Below are 19,022 nucleotides of genomic sequence, written 5' to 3' on the forward strand. Positions count from 1 at the left end.
GCTGAACGATACAATTTAGAAACGATTGGCGATTTAAAACAAGTGGAAGACCAGATTACTGCCGGCTTCACTCTTGAGTTCAATGATCGTCAGGATGGTTATCAGGGAATGAAAGAAGTATATGATCTTAATCTTGGTGAAGTGCGTACAATGGACCCGGGATTGCGTCAGGGCGCTATCAAAGATGGTAGCGTGGATATTATTGATGCATATGCCACTTCAGGATATATGGTAGACTTAAACTTGAAGGTTCTCGAAGATCCTGAGAATTTGTTCCCTCCTTATCAGGGCGCCCCCCTTATGAGGCAGGAGACTTTGGATAGATATCCTGAAATAAAAGATGCTCTTAATCAATTAGGCGGAAAAATCACCGGGGATAAAATGCGTCAAATGAACTATGAAGTAGATTATGAAGATCGAAGCCCTGAAGAAGTCGCACGCGAGTATTTAGTGAGCGAAGGTTTAATTGAAGAATAGGAGGTATAATATGACGTTTAAAAATCCTTCACGCGAAAAAATTGCAGAAGTTTTAAAAAATTCTAAAACGATTGCGGTTGTCGGTCTATCAGACAAATCACATCGCACATCTTACCAGATTAGTAAAGCTATGCAGGAAGCGGGATACCGCATTATTCCTGTTAATCCGACCATCAATGAAGCATTAGGTGAAAAGGCTGTTGCTCGATTAAGTGATATTACCGAACCTATTGATATCATAAACGTGTTCAGAAGATCGGAATTTCTTCCTGATGTCGCTAAAGAGGCTTCTGCTATCCCTGCTCAAGCTTTTTGGGGACAGCAAGGGGTTATTCACGAAGAAGCCTACGAAGAGTTAAAGGATAAAGATATGATTGTGATCATGGATGTATGCATTAAAGTCGCCCATGCTGTTTATATGTAAAAGAATATACTTTTTAAAAAAAATCCCTGTCTAAACAGGGGTTTTTTCATGTTGATAGTAGAATAATGTTTGCGAAACCTTATAAAATCGCTACAATATAACAAGCAGCATTTTTTATTGAGCGTTTACACAAACGAACGTTTGTTCTATTATAGTAGTAGATGAAGTTGACGAGAAAGGAGCCGATGGTAAATTGGCGAAGCAGAATCAAACATACTCAGATGATTCCATACAAGTACTAGAAGGTTTGGAGGCGGTCCGAAAACGACCGGGGATGTATATTGGATCTACAGATCACCGCGGCCTCCACCACTTAGTACATGAAATCGTGGATAATGCCGTAGACGAGGCATTAGCCGGTCATGGAGATCAAATGACGGTAACTCTTCATAAAGACGGCAGTGTTTCTGTAGAGGATGAAGCAAGAGGGATGCCGACCGGAATGCATCAGACAGGAAAGCCTACACCCGAAGTGATTTTGACTGTGCTTCACGCAGGAGGGAAGTTCGGACAGGGGGGCTATAAGTCAAGCGGAGGTCTTCATGGCGTAGGAGCTTCTGTAGTAAATGCCTTATCTGAATGGCTGGAAGTCTATATATGCAGGGATGGAGAAAGATACTATCAACGTTTTGAAAACGGAGGCCTTCCCGTGACTTCTCTTGAGCATAAAGGAGCGACTAGAAAATCCGGGACAACCATTCGTTTTAAACCGGACCCAGGAATATTTTCAGTGACGAAATTCAATTTCGAAACTTTATCGGAGCGTTTGAAGGAAGCTGCTTTTCTGTTGAAAGGGTTTCGAATCAATCTAATTGATGAACGCAGTGAAAAGGTTAAAGAGGTTTACCAGTATAATGATGGCATTGAATCCTTCGTTTCTTACCTCAATGAAGAGAAAGACACTCTTCACCCCGTTGTATCCTTTGAGGGAAGCTTTAAAGACATAGAAGCTGATTTCGCATTCCAATTCAATGATGGTTTCGCAGAGAATATTCTTTCCTTTGTTAATAATGTCCGTACAAAAGATGGAGGTACTCACGAATCAGGTGCTAAAACGGCGATCACAAGAATTTTTAATGACTACGCCCGTCGTGCTCAATTAATTAAGGAAAAAGATAAAAACCTGGAAGGAAACGATATTCGTGAAGGATTCACCGCAGTGATTTCCGTTCGAATCCCTGAGGAATTTCTTCAGTTTGAAGGTCAGACCAAAAGTAAACTGGGAACTTCAGAAGCACGATCAGCGGTGGACGCTGTAGTGGCTGAACAGTTATCTTATTTTCTTGAAGAAAATCCTGATGTAGCTTCTATGCTCATTAAGAAAGCTGTAAAAGCGAAGGAAGCAAGAGAAGCGGCGCGTAAAGCTCGTGAAGACGCACGATCCGGAAAAAAGAAAAAAAGAAAAGATACTTTGCTCAGTGGGAAGTTAACGCCCGCTCAGTCCAGAAATCCTCAAAAAAATGAACTTTACCTTGTAGAGGGTGATTCTGCAGGAGGTTCTGCTAAGCAGGGACGTGATCGTAAATTCCAGGCGGTTCTCCCTTTAAGAGGAAAAGTTATCAATACTGAAAAAGCGAAGATAGCTGATATCTTTAAAAATGAGGAGATTTCCACCATCATTCATACTATCGGTGCCGGTGTAGGCGGAGACTTTACTCTGGAAGACTGTAACTACGATAAAATTGTCATTATGACGGATGCGGATACAGATGGAGCCCACATTCAAGTCTTACTGCTGACATTCTTTTACCGTTATATGAGGCAGCTGGTCGAAGCAGGGAAAATATTCATTGCTCTTCCGCCGCTTTATAAGGTTTCTAAGGGCAAAGGCAAGAAAGAACAAACCGAATATGCCTGGGATGAAGAAGGAATGCATAAACTTCTTAAAGAGTTTAAGAACGGTTACTCCATTCAGCGTTACAAAGGTCTTGGTGAAATGAATGCTGATCAGCTGTGGGAAACAACGATGAATCCGGAATCCAGAACCTTGATAAGGGTAACAATAGATGATCTGGCACGCGCAGAGAGGCGCGTAACCACATTGATGGGCGATAAAGTAGAACCTCGCCGCAAATGGATTGAATCCAATGTCGCTTTCGGTATGGAAGACGAAGCTAATATTTTGGAAAACGACAAAATTCAAACATAAAAGGGGGATATTCTGTTGGCAGAGGCAGAGAAGTATTTAGATTTACCATTGGAAGAAGTTCTTGGAGATCGTTTTGGACGGTACAGCAAGTATATTATTCAAGAACGTGCTCTTCCCGATGCGAGGGACGGTTTAAAGCCCGTACAGCGTCGTATTTTATATGCAATGCATCAGGAAAGAAATACACATGATAAGGCATACAGGAAGGCGGCTAAAACTGTCGGTACTGTAATTGGTAATTACCATCCGCACGGAGATTCTTCCGTTTATGAAGCGATGGTACGTCTAAGCCAAACGTGGAAATTACGGAAACCTCTCGTGGAAATGCACGGAAATAATGGAAGTGTGGACGGGGATCCGCCAGCCGCTATGCGTTACACCGAAGCCAGACTTTCCGCCATTTCATCAGAACTGCTGCGGGATATTGAAAAAGAAACGGTAGAATTCATCCCAAACTTTGATGACACCATTGAAGAACCGACTGTTCTACCGGCTAAATTTCCAAATCTTCTTGTGAATGGTTCTACAGGTATTTCGGCTGGTTATGCCACCGAAATACCTCCTCATAATCTCGGCGAGGTTATTGATGCAGTTATTATGAAGATTGATAAACCAAATGCAGACGTACCTGAATTAATGACTAAGCTGAAAGGTCCTGATTTCCCAACCGGAGGTACAATTCAGGGTGTGGAAGGCATTCAGAAAGCGTATGAGAACGGGAAAGGAAAGATCGTACTTAGAGGACGAGCAGAAATACAGGAAGTCCGCGGCGGACGTGAGCAGATTGTCATCGACGAAATTCCTTTTGAAGTTAATAAAGCTACCATGGTTAAGCGGATGGATGAACTTCGCATTGATCGCAAAGTAGAGGGTATTTCTGAAGTACGTGACGAAACAGATCGAACAGGTCTCAGGGTCGTTATTGAATTAAAAAAAGACGCTAATAGTGAAGGTGTGCTTAACTATCTTTATAAGCATACAGATCTTCAAATATCATATAGTTTTAATATGGTAGCTATTCATGATCGGACTCCTACACTTCTGAGTTTGCCAACGATGCTGGATGCGTATATATCCCACCAGAAGGAAGTAGTCACCCGTCAGTCCGTCTATGACCTGAACAAAGCTAAAAGGCGGGCGCATATTGTTGAGGGGCTGATCAAAGCCATCTCCATTCTTGATGAAGTCATAGCGACCATTCGCGGCTCTAAAGACAAGCAAGATGCCAAACAGCAATTAATGAATCAGTATTCGTTTACAGAAGCCCAGGCAGAGGCAATTGTCACGCTTCAGCTTTATCGTTTAACGAATACGGATATTACGGCGCTTGAAGCGGAAGCGGACGAGCTGCGCAAACGAATATCTTACTTGGAGAAATTACTTGCCAGTGAACATGAGCTTATGAAAGTTATTAAGTCCGATCTTCGAAGCATGAAAAAACAATACAGCGAAGACCGGAGAACTAATATAGAAAACGAAGTGCAAGAGCTTAAAGTTGATCTTGAAGTAACGGTAGCCAGCGAAGACGTACTTGTTTCTGTTACAAAAGACGGATACCTGAAGCGTACAAGCCTTCGTTCATACGCAGCCTCAAACGGAACAAATTTCGCTTTAAAAGATGGTGACCATCTCTTAAGACTACTTGAAATAAATACAACGGATACTATTTTGTTGTTTACCAATCTCGGTAAATACCTGTTCCTGCCTGTGCATAAACTTCCAGACATCAGGTGGAAGGATTTAGGGCAGTATATTTCGAACATTGTCCAGGTTGAGAAAGATGAGTACATTGTGGAAGCCATCCCGGTCCGCGAGTTCAAGGAAGACCAGTATTTACTTTTCTTCACCAAAAACGGGATGGTAAAGAAAAGTGAATTGAAGTTGTATCAGGCTCAGCGACATTCAAAGGCTCTCGTAGCTATTAATCTAAAAGGAAATGATGAAGTTGTGGATGTCCACGTCACAGATGGTCACTCTGAAATCTTTATTGCCAGTAACAAGGCTTATGGTCTATGGTATTCCGAGGAGGAAGTTAATGCCGTGGGTCAGCGTGCTGCCGGGGTGAAAGCCATTCATTTGAAAGAAGAAGAAGAGGTCATATCAGGGCAGATCTTTCAAAAAGATCAAGACCCTTCCGTGTTTCTTTCTACACATCGTGCTGCAGTTAAACGCATGCGTTTGAAAGAATTTGAAAAGGCTTCTCGTGCTAAACGAGGTGTCATTATGCTGCGTGAATTAAAAAACAATCCTCACCGCCTGATTGATGTTCATCTAGTCCATCGAGATGATCAGGTGATATTGAAAACGGAAAAAGAGGAATCGATTACGCTGAACGTAATGGACTTCAAAGCCAATGACCGTTACAGTAACGGCTCTTATGTTACGGATACAGACCAGAATGGAAAAATATCCGAAGCATGGGTTAAACCTGTGTATGAAAGTCCGTTTCAATCCCAGGATCCAGATAGCAATTAATCAAAAGACAGTCTCTATGGAGGCTGTCTTTTACTATATTCTAAAAGTTCTTTACTTCCAATATTTCCTTAGATTCGTTTGTATTTTCAAAAAATTATGCTAAAATGAGTGTAAGTTCAGCGGATTGGGGATGGTGTATGAGAGATTTAAAAGATGACATAATTCAAACCTCGCTTGAATTATTTGATCGTTATGGTTTTCACGGTGTGAGTGTCAATCAAATTGTAGAATTATCCCGTACGTCTAAAGGCGGTTTTTACCATCACTTCAGCTCGAAAGACGAACTCCTTTTCGTCATTCACGATACCTTTATTACATATGTATTGAAAGAAGCTCAATCAGCCAATGTCATTCACTCATCTCCTGTCAAGAAGATTCAGGCTATCATTCATGCGTTTGTTCAAGTTTTTGATCTCTACAAACCTCATATATCTGTCTTCTATCAGGAGAGCAATTATCTTAAACCTGAATACGAACGACAGATTAAGCAAAAACGTGATGAGTTTAAAAAGATGGTTTTTCAAGTCATCGAAGAAGGACAGGAATCAGGACATTTTCGCAAAGAACTGCCAGTGTCTATTACAGGTATGGCAATACTGGGAATGGTGAATTGGATTTATAAGTGGTATAAACGGGATGGTCCACATTCGATCCATGAGATTTCAGATGTTTTCACGGATCTGATTTTACACTTTTTACTGTCTGGAAAAGAAGAGCCGGATTACTTGAACCAACTGCTCCACGTTCCTTTTTTTTATGAAAATAAGTAAACGCTTTCATTTATTTTTTTGATTACTACCGACCAACCAGTCGGTCTTAATTCCCTGAGGAGGAATCATATGAATTTTGAATTGACGAAAGAACAGGAAATGACTAGAAAAATGGTTCGTGATTTTGCTGAGGAGGTTATTCATCCGCGCGCGGTGGACATTGATACAACAGCGGAATTTCCAGAAGATATTTTTAAGGAGATGGGGAAACTGGGGCTGCTTGGTATTCCATTTCCAGAAGAATATGGAGGATCCGGGGGGGATACGGTTACTTATGCGTTGGCTGTCGAAGAAATTGGTCGTGTCTGCGGTTCTACAGGCCTTAGTTATGCAGCGGCTGTTTCTCTAGGAGCCAGCCCCATTTATTATTTCGGTACAGAAGAACAAAAACAGGAATTCTTAACTCCACTGGCTAAGGGAGAGGCACTCGCTTCTTTTGGACTAACAGAACCGAATGCTGGATCTGATGCAGGAGGAACGAAAACACGAGCTGAACTTAAAGGAGATCATTACGTCATAAACGGAGAAAAGTGCTGGATTACGAATGCGGAATATGCTCGGTCTATTACCGTTACAGCGGTTTCAGGAAAACGGGAAGATGGTAAAAATATTATTTCGGCTTTTATCATCCCTAAGGATACTCCTGGCATGAAAATCAGCAGTCCTTATGAAAAGATGGGCGTACGTGGATCCAACACTTCGGAAATCATCCTGGAAGATGTGAAGGTACCCAAGGAAAACCTGCTTGGAGATCCAGAAAAAGGGTTTAAACAGTTTCTTTACACGCTTGATGGCGGGAGAATTTCCATTGCTGCGCTTGCTGTAGGCATCGCGCAGGCTTCGCTGGATCGTGCTCTTGCCTACGCAAAAGAAAGAAAACAATTTGGCCAGCCAATTTCCAGTTTTCAAGCCATTCAGTTTAAATTAGCGGATATGGCTATGGAAGTGGAACTGGCACGTAATATGGTACTAAAATCCGCCTGGTTAAAAGATCAAGGGAAAAACTTCACGAAAGAATCAGCGTATGCTAAGCTGTTCGCTTCTGAAACCGCTTTCCGATCATCCAATCAAGCCATCCAAATACACGGAGGCTACGGTTATATGAGGGAATATGAAGTAGAGCGTTATCTGCGTGATGCTAAACTGCTTGAAATTGGAGAGGGAACGTCTGAGATTCAACGTTTGGTTATCGCTCGTCAGCTAGGCTGCTAGTAAATAAAGAGGAGGAATTAGTATATGTCTCTTTTGGAAACAACCGTAGGAGAACTTTTAGAGGAACAGGCTCGTCAATTTCCTGATCAGGAAGCTTTTGTTTACCCTGAGAAGAAGCTACGAAAAACCTATAAGGAATTTAACGACATGGCTGATGAAACAGCTAAAGGCCTCATGGCATTAGGGGTAGAAAAAGGGGAACACGTAGCTATATGGTCTGATAATAAGCCGGAGTGGCTTCTTTCCCAGTTTGCCACAGGAAAAATGGGCGGCGTTCTTGTTACGGTAAATACAAATTACAGAGCACAGGAACTCGAATACCTTTTAAAACAATCAGATGCGACCACTTTAATACTAGCGGAAGATTTTAGAGGCACCTCTTATATTGATATTTTGAAAGAGATCTGCCCAGAGCTTTCCTCCTCATTAAAAGGAGATCTCCAAAGCGAGCGGCTTCCTCGTCTGAAAAATATCATTACCTTAAGCGATAAGGAACATCCAGGTTGCTACACGTGGAATGACTTAATTGATATGAGCCGATCAACTAGTGATGAAAAACTAGAAGAACGTAAAAGATCTCTATCTTACAAAGATGTAATCAACATGCAGTACACGTCAGGAACCACAGGCTTTCCTAAAGGTGTGATGCTGAGCCACTATAATATCGTCAACAATGGCAATCAGGTAGCGGACTGCATGAGGCTTACCAATGAAGATCGCCTGTGCATTCCTGTTCCCTTTTTCCATTGTTTCGGCTGTGTGCTGGGAACGCTAGCTGCGGTATCTAAAGGAGCCACCATGGTTATCCTTGAGCAATTTGAACCTTTACAGGTTTTAAAGGCGGTAAAAGAAGAAGCATGTACAGCGCTTCATGGAGTGCCTACGATGTTTATTGCCGAGCTCAATCATCCTGAGTTTAAAGACTGGAAACCGAGCACACTGCGCACAGGTATTATGGCAGGATCCACCTGTCCAATGGAAGTCATGAAAAGTGTGATCGAGGATATGGGTGCAGAGGAAATTACCATTGCCTATGGGCAAACGGAATCCTCTCCCGTTATTACCCAGACAAAGGCGGATGATCCGATTGAACTTCGTGTTTCCAGTGTCGGAAAGGCACATCCAAACGTCGAAGTAAAAATCATTGATCCGGCTATTGGGGATGAAGCAGAAGCGGGAATACCTGGAGAACTCTGCACACGGGGTTATCTCGTTATGGAAGGTTATTACAAAAACCAGGAAGCTACAGAAACAGCCATTGATCCAGAAGGATGGCTTCATACGGGTGATATCGCCGTGATGGATGAGGATGGCTATATTGAGATTACCGGGCGCATGAAAGATATGATCATTCGTGGCGGAGAAAACGTATATCCACGCGAAATTGAAGAGTTCTTATATCAACATCCAGATGTGCTGGATGTTCAAGTGGTCGGTGTTCCCGATCAGAAATACGGAGAAGAGATCATGGCCTGGATCATTCCTAAGGAAGGAAAGTCAATCGAAGAAGACGATATCCGCGAATTTTGTGAAGGTCAAATTTCCAAGCATAAAATTCCAAGATACATCATGTTTACGGATGAGTATCCAATGACCGCGAGCGGGAAAATTCAAAAGTTTAAACTGAGGGAAGATGCGCTGGACATGATGGATTTGAAATCGTAAAAAAGGAGTGGAGAATGGTGTTTACGAAAATACTTATTGCCAATCGAGGAGAAATAGCAGCTCGTGTCATACGTACGTGCAAACAGATGAATATTAGTACCGTGGCTGTCTATTCAGAGGCTGACCAGGAGGCTCCTTATGTAACAGAAGCGGATGAAAGTTACCTAATAGGTAAACCAAGAGTCAACGAATCCTATTTGAACATCGATAAGATTTTGAAAGTTGCCAAGGAATCCGGTGCAGAGGCCATTCATCCAGGCTACGGGCTTCTTAGTGAAAGTGCTGAGTTTGCTGATAAAGTAACTCAAGCTGGGCTTGTATTTATAGGACCAAGACCAGAAGTCATTGCTAAGATGGGGGACAAAATTGCGGCTCGTCATGAGATGAGTCAGGCTGGTGTCCCGATCGTACCCGGGACGGATGAAGCGGTAGCATCTGCTGAAGCCGCCTTATCTACCGCTCAATCATTTGGTTATCCCGTCATGTTAAAAGCGGCAGCAGGTGGAGGCGGCATAGGGATGCAGGCCGTGTACTCGGATGAAGAACTTGAGAAAGCCTTTGAAGGGAATTCCAAGCGTGCCGAGACGTTTTTCGGGGACGGGAAAATGTTTATTGAAAAATTAATCGAAAATCCAAGGCACATCGAAATGCAAGTACTTGCTGACCATCATGGTAATGCTGTGCATCTATTTGAAAGAGAATGTTCGATTCAAAGACGACACCAAAAAGTGGTGGAAGAAGCTCCCTCACCGGTACTTTCTGAGGAAACACGACGTCAAATGGGGGAAAGCGCATTAAAAGCAGTAGAAAGACTTGGTTATTCCAATGCAGGAACCATAGAATTTTTGGTAGACGAACAGGAAAACTATTATTTTCTTGAAATGAATACACGCCTTCAAGTAGAGCACCCCGTAACAGAAGAAATTACAGGTGTAGATCTTGTCGAGCAGCAGTTAAGAGTCGCTTCGAATGAGATTCTTTCTCTTAAACAAGAAGATCTTTCGATTCAAGGCCATGCGATTGAAGTTCGAATTTATGCGGAGGATCCGAATACCTTTTACCCTTCTCCGGGCCAGCTTACAAAACTGGAATTGCCGGAAGGTGAAAACATCCGACATGAACTGGCTGTAAATGGAAGTTCGAAGGTTACCCCTTTTTATGACCCTATGATTGCGAAGCTGGTGGTACATGGCGAGACAAGAGAGCAGGCGATTGATCTGATGGCAAAGGCTCTCCATAAATATGAAATTGAAGGAATTAAATCGAACTTAACCATGTTAAAAAGAATTATTACTCACGACCAATTTAAAAAAGGAAATACAAAAACAACCTTTATCCAGGATTATTACTTACCTACGTTAACCAACCAATAAGGAGAGATGAATCATGAATGAAGTAAAAGCATCAATGGCAGGAAGTGTATGGAAATTAGTCGTTCAACAGGGCGAAGAAGTCAATGAAGGGCAGGACATTGCTATTTTAGAATCTATGAAAATGGAAATACCCATTCCTTCAGAAGCTTCAGGAAGTGTGAAAGAACTGAAGGTCAGTGAGGGTGATTTTGTAAATGAAGGCGACGTTATCGCCATTATAGAATAACAGGAGCGGATATTATGCTGGATTTACCAGAAGAAGTGACGATCAAAGAGGTTGGTCCCCGGGATGGACTGCAGAATGAGTCCAGGGAAGTTCCGACAGAAGATAAAATTTCCTGGATAAATCAATTGTCAGAAGCCGGTTATTCCTACATTGAATTCAGTTCTTTCGTCCATCCGAAATGGATCCCGCAGTTAAAGGATGCGAAACAAGTAGCTTCATCTATTGAGAGAAAACCTGATATAACATACGCAGCACTGGTACCTAATATGAAAGGGCTTGAAGCTGCGCTGGAAACAGACGTAGATGAAGTATCCGTGTTCATGTCAGCCAGTGAAAGCCATAATAAAAAAAATATAAACAAGTCGATTAAAGAAACTTATCCTGTCCTGAGAGAGGTCGTTAAGGAAGCGAAAGATGCTGGGAAAACGGTCCGCGGCTATGTATCGACCGTCTTTGGTTGTCCTTATGAAGGGAATATTCCGATTGAACAGGTCATAGATGTCAGCAAGCATATGCTTGATATGGGCATAGATGAACTTTCTTTAGGGGATACCATCGGGGTTGCCAATCCTAAACAGGTGGACAAGGCTTTACATGAAATTCAGAAGCAGTTATCCTTCAAGGATTTAGCTATGCATTTTCATAATACGAGAGGAATGGCTCTAGCGAATGTTCTTGTGTCGTTAAATCATGGGATTACCACGTTTGACAGTTCTCTCGGTGGACTTGGAGGCTGTCCTTATGCTAAGGGTGCTTCAGGCAATCTTGCTACCGAGGACCTCGTTCATATGCTGCACCAGATGGATGTATCGACGGGAATAGATGAACACAAACTCAGACAGGCCGCTTCATTTATTCAAGATACATTAAATAAACCGCTAGCCAGTCACGTGATGCAAATAGAAAGATCAAGGTGAGAAAGGAGGCTGTGAGATGAGCGAACTTGTTACGTTAAAAGAGGTAAATGAGCATGTATTATTACTAACTTTAAATCGGCCCGAAGCGGCAAATGCTCTTTCCAGGGAATTATTGGATCAGTTAGCAGCTCGAGCAAAAGAAGTTAATCAGCGGACCGACGTGAGGGCAGTATTGATTACTGGAAGCGGCACGAAAGTGTTTTGCGCTGGCGCTGACTTAAAGGAACGCGCGGATATGTCCGAGCAGGAAGTTATTCAAACGGTTGAAAAAATCGGTGCTACCATCCAATTGATTGAACAAATCTCCGTGCCTACCATCGCCGTGATTAATGGGGTCGCTTTTGGAGGAGGGCTTGAACTTGCTTTAGCTTGTGATTTGCGCATCATGAGTAATTCAGCAAGAGCGGGGCTGACTGAAACCTCTCTTGGAATTATACCTGGAGCGGGAGGCACCCAGCGACTCAGCCGGTTAATTGGACTCGGAAAAGCGAAAGCAATGATCTACACAGCACGCCCAATCGAAGCTCAGAGGGCCCATGCGATCGGACTTGCGGAATATGTCTACGAGCCTCAATTACTGTTAGAAGAAGCAAAGGATATTGCGTTCTCCATTGCACGCAATGCACCTATTGCGCTTAGACAGGCTAAAAAAGCTATACATGATGGATATGATAAGGAATTATCTGCAGGGCTTCAAATTGAAAAGGAATGCTATCAAAAGACGATTGACACGGAAGACCGTTTGGAAGGCCTGAAAGCATTTAAAGAGAAAAGGAAACCAGATTATAAAGGAAAATAAGGAGGGGAAAAAATGGCGAAGGATCAGACGCTAGAAGAAAAAAGAAAGCATATTTCCTCGGGTGGAGCAGAAAAGTATCATGCTAAAAATGCAGAAAAAGGAAAAATGTTTGTACGAGAGCGCCTTCAGTTATTATTCGACGATGATATGAATATTGAAGATGCCTTTTTTGCCAACAATCAGGACGATAAACTTCCTGCTGATGGTGTGGTCACAGGCATAGGTAAAATCAATGGAGAACAGGTTTGTGTCATGGCCAATGATTCTACTGTCAAAGCAGGATCGTGGGGAGCGCGGACTGTTGAAAAAATCATTCGAATCCAAGAAACAGCTATGAAACTGCAACTTCCGATGCTTTACCTCGTAGATTCAGCTGGAGCGAGAATCACCGATCAAGTAGACATGTTTCCCAATCGAAGGGGAGCCGGCCGAATTTTTCATAACCAGATAAAGTTATCCGGACGGGTTCCTCAAGTCTGTTTGTTATTCGGACCCTCAGCCGCTGGAGGAGCTTACATACCTGCTTTTTGCGACATCGTAGTCATGGTCGATGGGAATGCTTCGATGTATCTGGGGTCACCGAGAATGGCGGAGAAAGTGATTGGAGAAAAAGTCTCCCTTGAAGAGATGGGAGGCGCAAAAATGCATTGCTCCGTTTCGGGATGTGGAGACGTACTTGCTAAGGATGAGCAGGAAGCTATATCATTCGCACGGAAGTACATGAGCTATTTCCCGGCGAATTATCGAAAAGCTCCGGCTCAAAAAGAAAGTATTGACCCTGTAGCATTTGAAAAGTCCATAGAAGAATTAATTCCAGAAAATCAGAATGCCCCTTTTGATATGTACCAGTTAATTGACCGTATTATAGACGAAGATTCTTTTTGCGAAGTTAAAAAGAAATTCGCTCCGGAACTTATTACCGGTTTATCGAGAATAGACGGTCGTGTGGTCGGTATCATTGCTAACCAGCCCAGAGCGAAAGGAGGGGTTCTATTTCCGGACTCGGCCGATAAATCCGCTAAATTTATTCAGCTTTGTGATGCCTTTAATATCCCTTTATTATTCCTCGTAGATATTCCAGGATTCATGATTGGAACGAAGGTGGAACGCGCAGGTATTATTCGCCACGGAGCCAAAATGTTATCAGCCATGAGTGAAGCGACCGTCCCTAAGATCTCCGTTATTGTAAGGAAAGCTTACGGTGCAGGACTTTATGCTATGGCAGGTCCTGCCTTTGAGCCGGATGCATGTATAGCCCTTCCGACAGCTCAAATTGCTGTTATGGGTCCTGAAGCGGCTGTGAACGCGGTATATGCGAACAAAATAGCTGAACTTCCTGAAGAAGAAAGACCCGCGTTTATTAAAGAGAAACACGAAGAATACAAAGAAAATATCGATATTTATCGCTTAGCTTCTGAGCTGGTGATCGATGATATTATTCAGCCAGACCGGCTGCGAGAAGAACTTTCTATTCGATATGAAGCTTACCAGAGCAAAGATGTAACTTTCACGGAAAGAAAACACGGAGTCTATCCCGTATAAAAAACATCTCCTGATCAAGTAGATCAGGAGATGTTTTTCTATTTAGGTAGAAGGAGTAGAATTTTTACCGATCCTTTGTATTTGTTCTATAGTGTTCGGGTTTTCAAGAGCACTCAAATCTCCTGCAGGTTTATCTAAATAAGCAGATTTGATAGCCCTTCTCATTACTTTTGCATTTCTCGTTTTAGGCAGATCATCAACAATGTAGACTTTTTTTGGAGCCAGAGCTTTTCCTAACTTATGAGCTAAGTGGCTTTTAAATTCACTTACCAGTTCCTCTGAACCTTTAGTGTCGGGATGAAGTACGACAAATGCTACTGCTTCTTCACCTTTGACTTCATGAGGAACGCCGATCACTCCCGCTTCAGTAATAGAAGGATGTTCAACCAGTACTGATTCAACCTCTGCGGGACCGAGACGCTTACCAGCTACATTAAGGACATCATCGGAGCGGCCTGTTATTGTATAAAAACCTTCATCATCCAGAATGACCCAGTCACCGTGGACCCAGGTGTTTTTGAAGCGGTTCCAATAGGTCTCTTCATAACGTTTATTTTCATTATAGAAACCACTGGTCATACCTACCCAGGGTTTCCGTAACACTAATTCACCCACTTGATTCTTGAGGGAATCTCCTGTTTCATCAAAAACATCTGCGTCCATACCGGGTAATGCAGCATTGAATGTAACCGGCTGAATAGGCTTTATCAGCACATTCCCTAGGATACCGCCAGAAATTTCAGTACCGCCAGAATAGTTAAAGATAGGGACGTTCGAGTTGCCTGCCTGCTTGAAAAGCCAGCGCCATGGTTCTGGGTTCCATGGCTCTCCAGTGGAGCCGATTAGTTTAAGGGAGCTTAAGTTATGCTTTTGAATCCATTCTTCACCATGCTTCATCATGGATCGAACAAGAGTAGGAGAGATACCTAAATGGGTTACATTATATTTTTCTACTAAACTCCATAAACGATCGGGCTCAGGAAAATCAGGAGTGCCTTCAAACATGACTATAGATGAACCGTTAACCAGGCCGCCATAAACTAGAAAGGGGCCCATCATCCATCCCATATCCGTGTACCAAAATAGAGTGTCCTCGCTCGTAACATCCATGCATACTCCAGCATCAAATGCTGCTTTTGTTGGAAAGCCTGTATGCGTATGCACAGCCCCTTTTGGTCTCCCAGTGGTGCCGGAAGTATAAATAATCATAAAAGGATCATAAGCTTCCATACTTTCCGTTTTGAAAACGGTTTCATTTTGGAGTAGACTCGACCACGGTGTATCTCTGTATTCATTCCAATCAATTTCACAGTCAGCACGCTCTACTACAATTACATGTTCTAAAGAAGGGCATTGATCACAGGCAAGGTCTGCTTCCATTTTCATCGGAATGGTCTTTCCTCTTCTAAAGAATCCGTCTGCTGTAATAAGAGCTTTGGAGCGGGCAGCCTGAATCCTTGTAGCAATCGCATCTGCTTTATAGCCTGAAAAGGCAGGAGAGAATATTGCACCAATTTTTGAGATGGCAAGCATTGAAATGAGTGTTTCCGGGATCATAGGCATATAAAGCGTAATAATATCTCCTTTGCCAATACCCAGATTGTGTAATCCATTGGCGACACGATTTACTTCCTGTAATAACTCTTCATAAGTAAATTGAACTGTATCTCCGTTGTCACCCTCCCAGTAAAGCGCAACAGCGTCCTTTTTGTTGTCACTCAATGCCCATTTATCGAGAGCGTTGTGAGCTACATTCATCTTTCCTCCGGTAAACCACTTAGGATAAGCTATTCCCCTGGATAAATCCACCGTTTTTTCATACGATTGATCCCATTCTATTCCTAATTCTTTCAAGGCTTCATCCCAGAACCATTCTATATCTTCAATGGATTCTTTGTGAAAAGCATCATAATTTTCGTATCCTAGTTTTTGCATCCATTGAAATAGACGTGTACTTTTAATTTGACTTTCCGAGGGAACCCAGGCTTTTTCATATGTATTCATGTAGATCTTCGCCTCCAGTTTAATATACTTTAATCTCACCTTCTATTATACCGGAGTTGGAGCCTTTAATGAATGATTGTACTTTTTTCACAATGGCGATTCGTGGTGTGAAAACATTCATAGAAAGTGTATTCTATAAAATTTTGGTAATAATAACGTTCAAAGATTAGGGTGTATAAAATTTGTAAAAAGATATTGCTTCGTATGAAAAATTCCCTTAATTTGGGCATCAGACACCAAATGAGTAAAATATCGACTTCTTTCGACCTACTTTAACAATTAATTAATTGTTTCAAACTTGAATTAATGGTAAAGTCAAAATCGGAGATACTCATCACTGTTGTAGAATAAGGCTCGAGAGCCCGCATTAAAACATTACCATTCATTAAGAAAAGAATGTTATTCTATAATGGGAATACGATAAGGCTAGATGTAACTAGGAGGTAGATTATGAGAATTATTGTAGCAGGAGGAGACGGTTTTTGCGGTTGGCCAACGGCATTATACCTTTCCAAACAAGGACACGATGTAACTATTGTTGATAATTTAGCACGCAGAAAAATCGACGAAGAACTACATTCCAATTCAGTAACTCCCATAGCATCATTAGAAGACCGAGTAGCTAAGTGGAAAGAAGTGACGGGTAATGAAATTCGTACGTTCATTGGCGATTTAAATCACTATGACTTCTTAAGAGAAGTATTCCGCCAGGTAAAGCCTGAAGCATTCGTTCACTTTGCTGAACAGCGTTCAGCTCCATATTCCATGATAGATCGTGAGCACGCTGCTTATACACAAACTAATAATGTTATTGGAAACTTGAATGTACTATATGCCATTAAAGAATTTGCTCCGGAGTGCCATTTAATTAAATTGGGTACGATGGGAGAATACGGAACTCCAAATATTGATATTGAAGAAGGATATATAGAAATAGAGCATAAGGGAAGAAAAGATACGCTTCCTTACCCTAAACAGCCTGGTTCCTTCTATCATCTTTCCAAAGTTCATGACAGCCACAATATTATGTTTGCTTGTAAGATCTGGGGTATCCGTGCGACAGACCTTAACCAGGGAATCGTGTATGGACTACATACAGAAGAAACAAAACTTGATCCAATGCTAGTTAACCGCGTGGATTATGATGGAGTATTTGGTACAGCCCTGAATCGTTTCGTTAATCAGGCAGCCATCGGGCATGACATTACCGTTTATGGTTCAGGGGGGCAGACGAGAGCTTTTCTTAACATTGAAGATACTGTCCGTTGTGTAGAAATTGCTGCAGAAAACCCGGCTGACAATGGAGAATTCCGTGTATTTAACCAGTTTACTGAATGGTTCTCAGTACAGGAATTAGCTGACCGTGTACAAAAGATTGCTCACGAAGAAGGCTTGGATACTCAAGTTAAGAAAATTGAGAACCCGAGAATTGAGAATGAAGACCATTACTATAATGCAGTTAACACGAAACTTCGTGATCTCGGCTTAGAACCTCATTTATTAACAGATGACGTTATTCGAGATATTCTGCGTACAGCGGTTGAACACAAAGACCGTATTATTGCTGAAAACGTATTACCATCAATCACTTGGAAGTAAGGAGTTTTCCACTTTGAAGATCGCCATCATTACTGAAACATTCCTCCCATCAACAGATGGAGTGGTAACCAGACTGAAGGAAGCCATCAAATACCTGCAAAGTCAAGAACATCAAGTGGTCGTGATAGCTCCAGACCTTGGTGTGAAGGAGTATGAAGGTGCGATTGTAGAAGGGGTTAAAGCAACAACATTGCCTTTTTATCGTTCGAAAGAGTTCTCCTTACCTCAGCGGAAGGTAAAAGACTTACTGCAAAAACATAATCCGGATCTTGTCCATGTAGTTAACCCGGCTATCGTTGGGGTGTCAGGAGTGTATTACGCAAATAAGCTTAATTATCCGTTAATTGCTTCTTATCACACGCATGTACCAAAGTATCTGGACTTTTATCGACTGTATCCCTTCAAGCCTCTGGTGTGGTGGTATTTCCGTAAACTTCACAATTATGCGAACGTTAACTTATGCACATCTAAAGCAATCAAGAGTGAGCTGGATGATAAGAATTTCCATAATGTGAATGTTTGGGACCGCGGGGTTGCAGTAGATCATTACCATCCTAAGCATAAGACAAAAGAAATGCGTGAGCGTCTTTCTGGCGGAAAACCTGAGAATAAACTACTCGTATTTGTCGGTCGTTTAGCACCCGAAAAAGAAATTCACAAAATCAGACCATTGCTTGATCAAAGGGAAGACTTATCCTTAGCTATTGTGGGGGATGGCCCTGTTAAGGATGAACTTGAATACACCTTTGAGGGCACTAATACAGTCTTTACTGGTCTTTTACACGGGGAAGAGCTCAGGGAAGCATTTTCTTCATCAGACGCACTGATCTTTCCATCAGTAACGGAGACTTTAGGCCTCGTGATCTTAGAATCCATGGCTTCAGGGCTTCCAGTTATTGCTGCAAAAAGCGGTCCTACGATGGAACAGGTGGAAGACGGTAAAACAGGCATACTTTTTGAAAATGAAAATACAGATAGTATGATCAATGCCATTAATCGTCTCGAAGATGAAGTCCTTTACAAATCTCTATGTAAAAATGCAAGAGCCGAAGCAGAAAAACACAGCTGGCAAAAACCCTCTGAACAGATACTCGATTATTATAATGAAACTTTACGTGTATTTGAAGAAAGCAAAGAGTACACGCCAAAAAAATCAAAGTTTAAAGTCACAGAGTAAATGCTCTGTGACTTTTCATTTTAACAGATTATTTCCAAAAAATAGAAGAGTTAGATTCTACATATTACTTAGTAGTAACTCCGAATACATAACAAAATACAACCATTAACAAACGTTCTTAATAAAGAATTCATTCTACCAAAGGCTAATTTATCGATTTCCAACTTAAAACTTAGTAGCAACTCCAACTACAAATAAAAAATAAAATTCATT

The 19,022-nt window shown here is 41.9% G+C and carries 15 protein-coding genes; 14 read left to right on the plus strand and 1 reads right to left on the minus strand.

Annotated features, from left to right (window positions below):
* From WAM07_RS05845 to WAM07_RS05900, 12 genes are all read left to right on the plus strand, one after another.
* Window positions 1-477 (plus strand): glycine betaine ABC transporter substrate-binding protein (locus WAM07_RS05845; protein ID WP_422165546.1); only part of this gene is annotated, 477 nt, incomplete at its 5' end.
* 10 nt (window positions 478-487) lie between these two features.
* Window positions 488-901 carry a CoA-binding protein gene (locus WAM07_RS05850; RefSeq protein ID WP_422165547.1) on the plus strand — a complete coding sequence of 138 codons (414 nt, stop codon included), beginning with the start codon at window positions 488-490 and terminating at the stop codon, window positions 899-901.
* Between the two features lie 193 nt (window positions 902-1,094).
* Window positions 1,095-3,050, plus strand: coding sequence for a DNA topoisomerase IV subunit B (gene parE / locus WAM07_RS05855; protein WP_422165549.1), 1,956 nt, complete (start codon window positions 1,095-1,097; stop codon window positions 3,048-3,050).
* 15 nt (window positions 3,051-3,065) lie between these two features.
* Entirely contained in the window at window positions 3,066-5,525 is a 2,460-nt protein-coding gene (parC, locus tag WAM07_RS05860) for a DNA topoisomerase IV subunit A (protein WP_422165551.1), read from the plus strand.
* A 137-nt stretch (window positions 5,526-5,662) separates the two neighbouring features.
* Window positions 5,663-6,295, plus strand: coding sequence for a TetR/AcrR family transcriptional regulator (locus tag WAM07_RS05865; RefSeq protein ID WP_422165553.1), 633 nt, complete (start codon window positions 5,663-5,665; stop codon window positions 6,293-6,295).
* 69 nt (window positions 6,296-6,364) lie between these two features.
* The gene (locus WAM07_RS05870) at window positions 6,365-7,507 is read left to right on the plus strand and encodes an acyl-CoA dehydrogenase (RefSeq protein WP_422165555.1); all 1,143 of its coding nucleotides are present in this window, start codon (window positions 6,365-6,367) and stop codon (window positions 7,505-7,507) included.
* Between the two features lie 24 nt (window positions 7,508-7,531).
* A complete protein-coding gene (locus WAM07_RS05875; RefSeq protein ID WP_422165556.1) occupies window positions 7,532-9,172 on the plus strand; it encodes an AMP-binding protein in 1,641 nt (546 codons plus the stop codon).
* 17 nt (window positions 9,173-9,189) lie between these two features.
* Window positions 9,190-10,545, plus strand: coding sequence for an acetyl-CoA carboxylase biotin carboxylase subunit (locus tag WAM07_RS05880; protein WP_422165558.1), 1,356 nt, complete (start codon window positions 9,190-9,192; stop codon window positions 10,543-10,545).
* Between the two features lie 13 nt (window positions 10,546-10,558).
* Window positions 10,559-10,771 carry an acetyl-CoA carboxylase biotin carboxyl carrier protein subunit gene (locus tag WAM07_RS05885; protein WP_422165560.1) on the plus strand — a complete coding sequence of 71 codons (213 nt, stop codon included), beginning with the start codon at window positions 10,559-10,561 and terminating at the stop codon, window positions 10,769-10,771.
* Between the two features lie 14 nt (window positions 10,772-10,785).
* The gene (locus WAM07_RS05890; RefSeq protein WP_422165562.1) at window positions 10,786-11,688 is read left to right on the plus strand and encodes a hydroxymethylglutaryl-CoA lyase; all 903 of its coding nucleotides are present in this window, start codon (window positions 10,786-10,788) and stop codon (window positions 11,686-11,688) included.
* Between the two features lie 16 nt (window positions 11,689-11,704).
* Window positions 11,705-12,487: an enoyl-CoA hydratase gene (locus WAM07_RS05895; protein WP_422165564.1), complete on the plus strand. Its 783-nt coding sequence runs from the start codon at window positions 11,705-11,707 to the stop codon at window positions 12,485-12,487.
* 12 nt (window positions 12,488-12,499) lie between these two features.
* Window positions 12,500-14,029 carry an acyl-CoA carboxylase subunit beta gene (locus tag WAM07_RS05900; RefSeq protein WP_422165567.1) on the plus strand — a complete coding sequence of 510 codons (1,530 nt, stop codon included), beginning with the start codon at window positions 12,500-12,502 and terminating at the stop codon, window positions 14,027-14,029.
* Window positions 14,030-14,071: 42 nt separating this feature from the next.
* Here WAM07_RS05900 and WAM07_RS05905 read toward each other — a convergent pair whose 3' ends face one another.
* Window positions 14,072-16,033, minus strand: coding sequence for an AMP-binding protein (locus WAM07_RS05905; RefSeq protein WP_422165568.1), 1,962 nt, complete (start codon window positions 16,031-16,033; stop codon window positions 14,072-14,074).
* Between the two features lie 450 nt (window positions 16,034-16,483).
* Between WAM07_RS05905 and WAM07_RS05910 the strand changes: the two genes are divergently transcribed.
* Both WAM07_RS05910 and WAM07_RS05915 read left to right on the plus strand, forming a co-directional pair.
* The gene (locus WAM07_RS05910) at window positions 16,484-17,632 is read left to right on the plus strand and encodes an NAD-dependent epimerase/dehydratase family protein (RefSeq protein ID WP_422165570.1); all 1,149 of its coding nucleotides are present in this window, start codon (window positions 16,484-16,486) and stop codon (window positions 17,630-17,632) included.
* 13 nt (window positions 17,633-17,645) lie between these two features.
* Window positions 17,646-18,809 carry a glycosyltransferase family 4 protein gene (locus WAM07_RS05915; RefSeq protein WP_422165572.1) on the plus strand — a complete coding sequence of 388 codons (1,164 nt, stop codon included), beginning with the start codon at window positions 17,646-17,648 and terminating at the stop codon, window positions 18,807-18,809.
* Window positions 18,810-19,022: the final 213 nt, after the last annotated feature.

Origin of the sequence: Halobacillus sp. (assembly GCF_049282395.1) — a bacterium.
GTDB lineage: Bacteria > Bacillota > Bacilli > Bacillales > Halobacillaceae > Halobacillus.

Excerpts from the sequence above, each read along its gene's own strand:
- WAM07_RS05850 (WP_422165547.1), top strand. The coding sequence starts at position 488 with ATGACGTTTAAAAATCCTTCACGCGAAAAAATTGCAGAAGTTTTAAAA.
- WAM07_RS05865 (WP_422165553.1), top strand. The coding sequence starts at position 5,663 with ATGAGAGATTTAAAAGATGACATAATTCAAACCTCGCTTGAATTATTT.
- WAM07_RS05870 (WP_422165555.1), top strand. The coding sequence starts at position 6,365 with ATGAATTTTGAATTGACGAAAGAACAGGAAATGACTAGAAAAATGGTT.
- WAM07_RS05875 (WP_422165556.1), top strand. The coding sequence starts at position 7,532 with ATGTCTCTTTTGGAAACAACCGTAGGAGAACTTTTAGAGGAACAGGCT.
- WAM07_RS05885 (WP_422165560.1), top strand. The coding sequence starts at position 10,559 with ATGAATGAAGTAAAAGCATCAATGGCAGGAAGTGTATGGAAATTAGTC.
- WAM07_RS05890 (WP_422165562.1), top strand. The coding sequence starts at position 10,786 with ATGCTGGATTTACCAGAAGAAGTGACGATCAAAGAGGTTGGTCCCCGG.
- WAM07_RS05895 (WP_422165564.1), top strand. The coding sequence starts at position 11,705 with ATGAGCGAACTTGTTACGTTAAAAGAGGTAAATGAGCATGTATTATTA.
- WAM07_RS05900 (WP_422165567.1), top strand. The coding sequence starts at position 12,500 with ATGGCGAAGGATCAGACGCTAGAAGAAAAAAGAAAGCATATTTCCTCG.
- WAM07_RS05905 (WP_422165568.1), bottom strand. The coding sequence starts at position 16,033 with ATGAATACATATGAAAAAGCCTGGGTTCCCTCGGAAAGTCAAATTAAA.
- WAM07_RS05910 (WP_422165570.1), top strand. The coding sequence starts at position 16,484 with ATGAGAATTATTGTAGCAGGAGGAGACGGTTTTTGCGGTTGGCCAACG.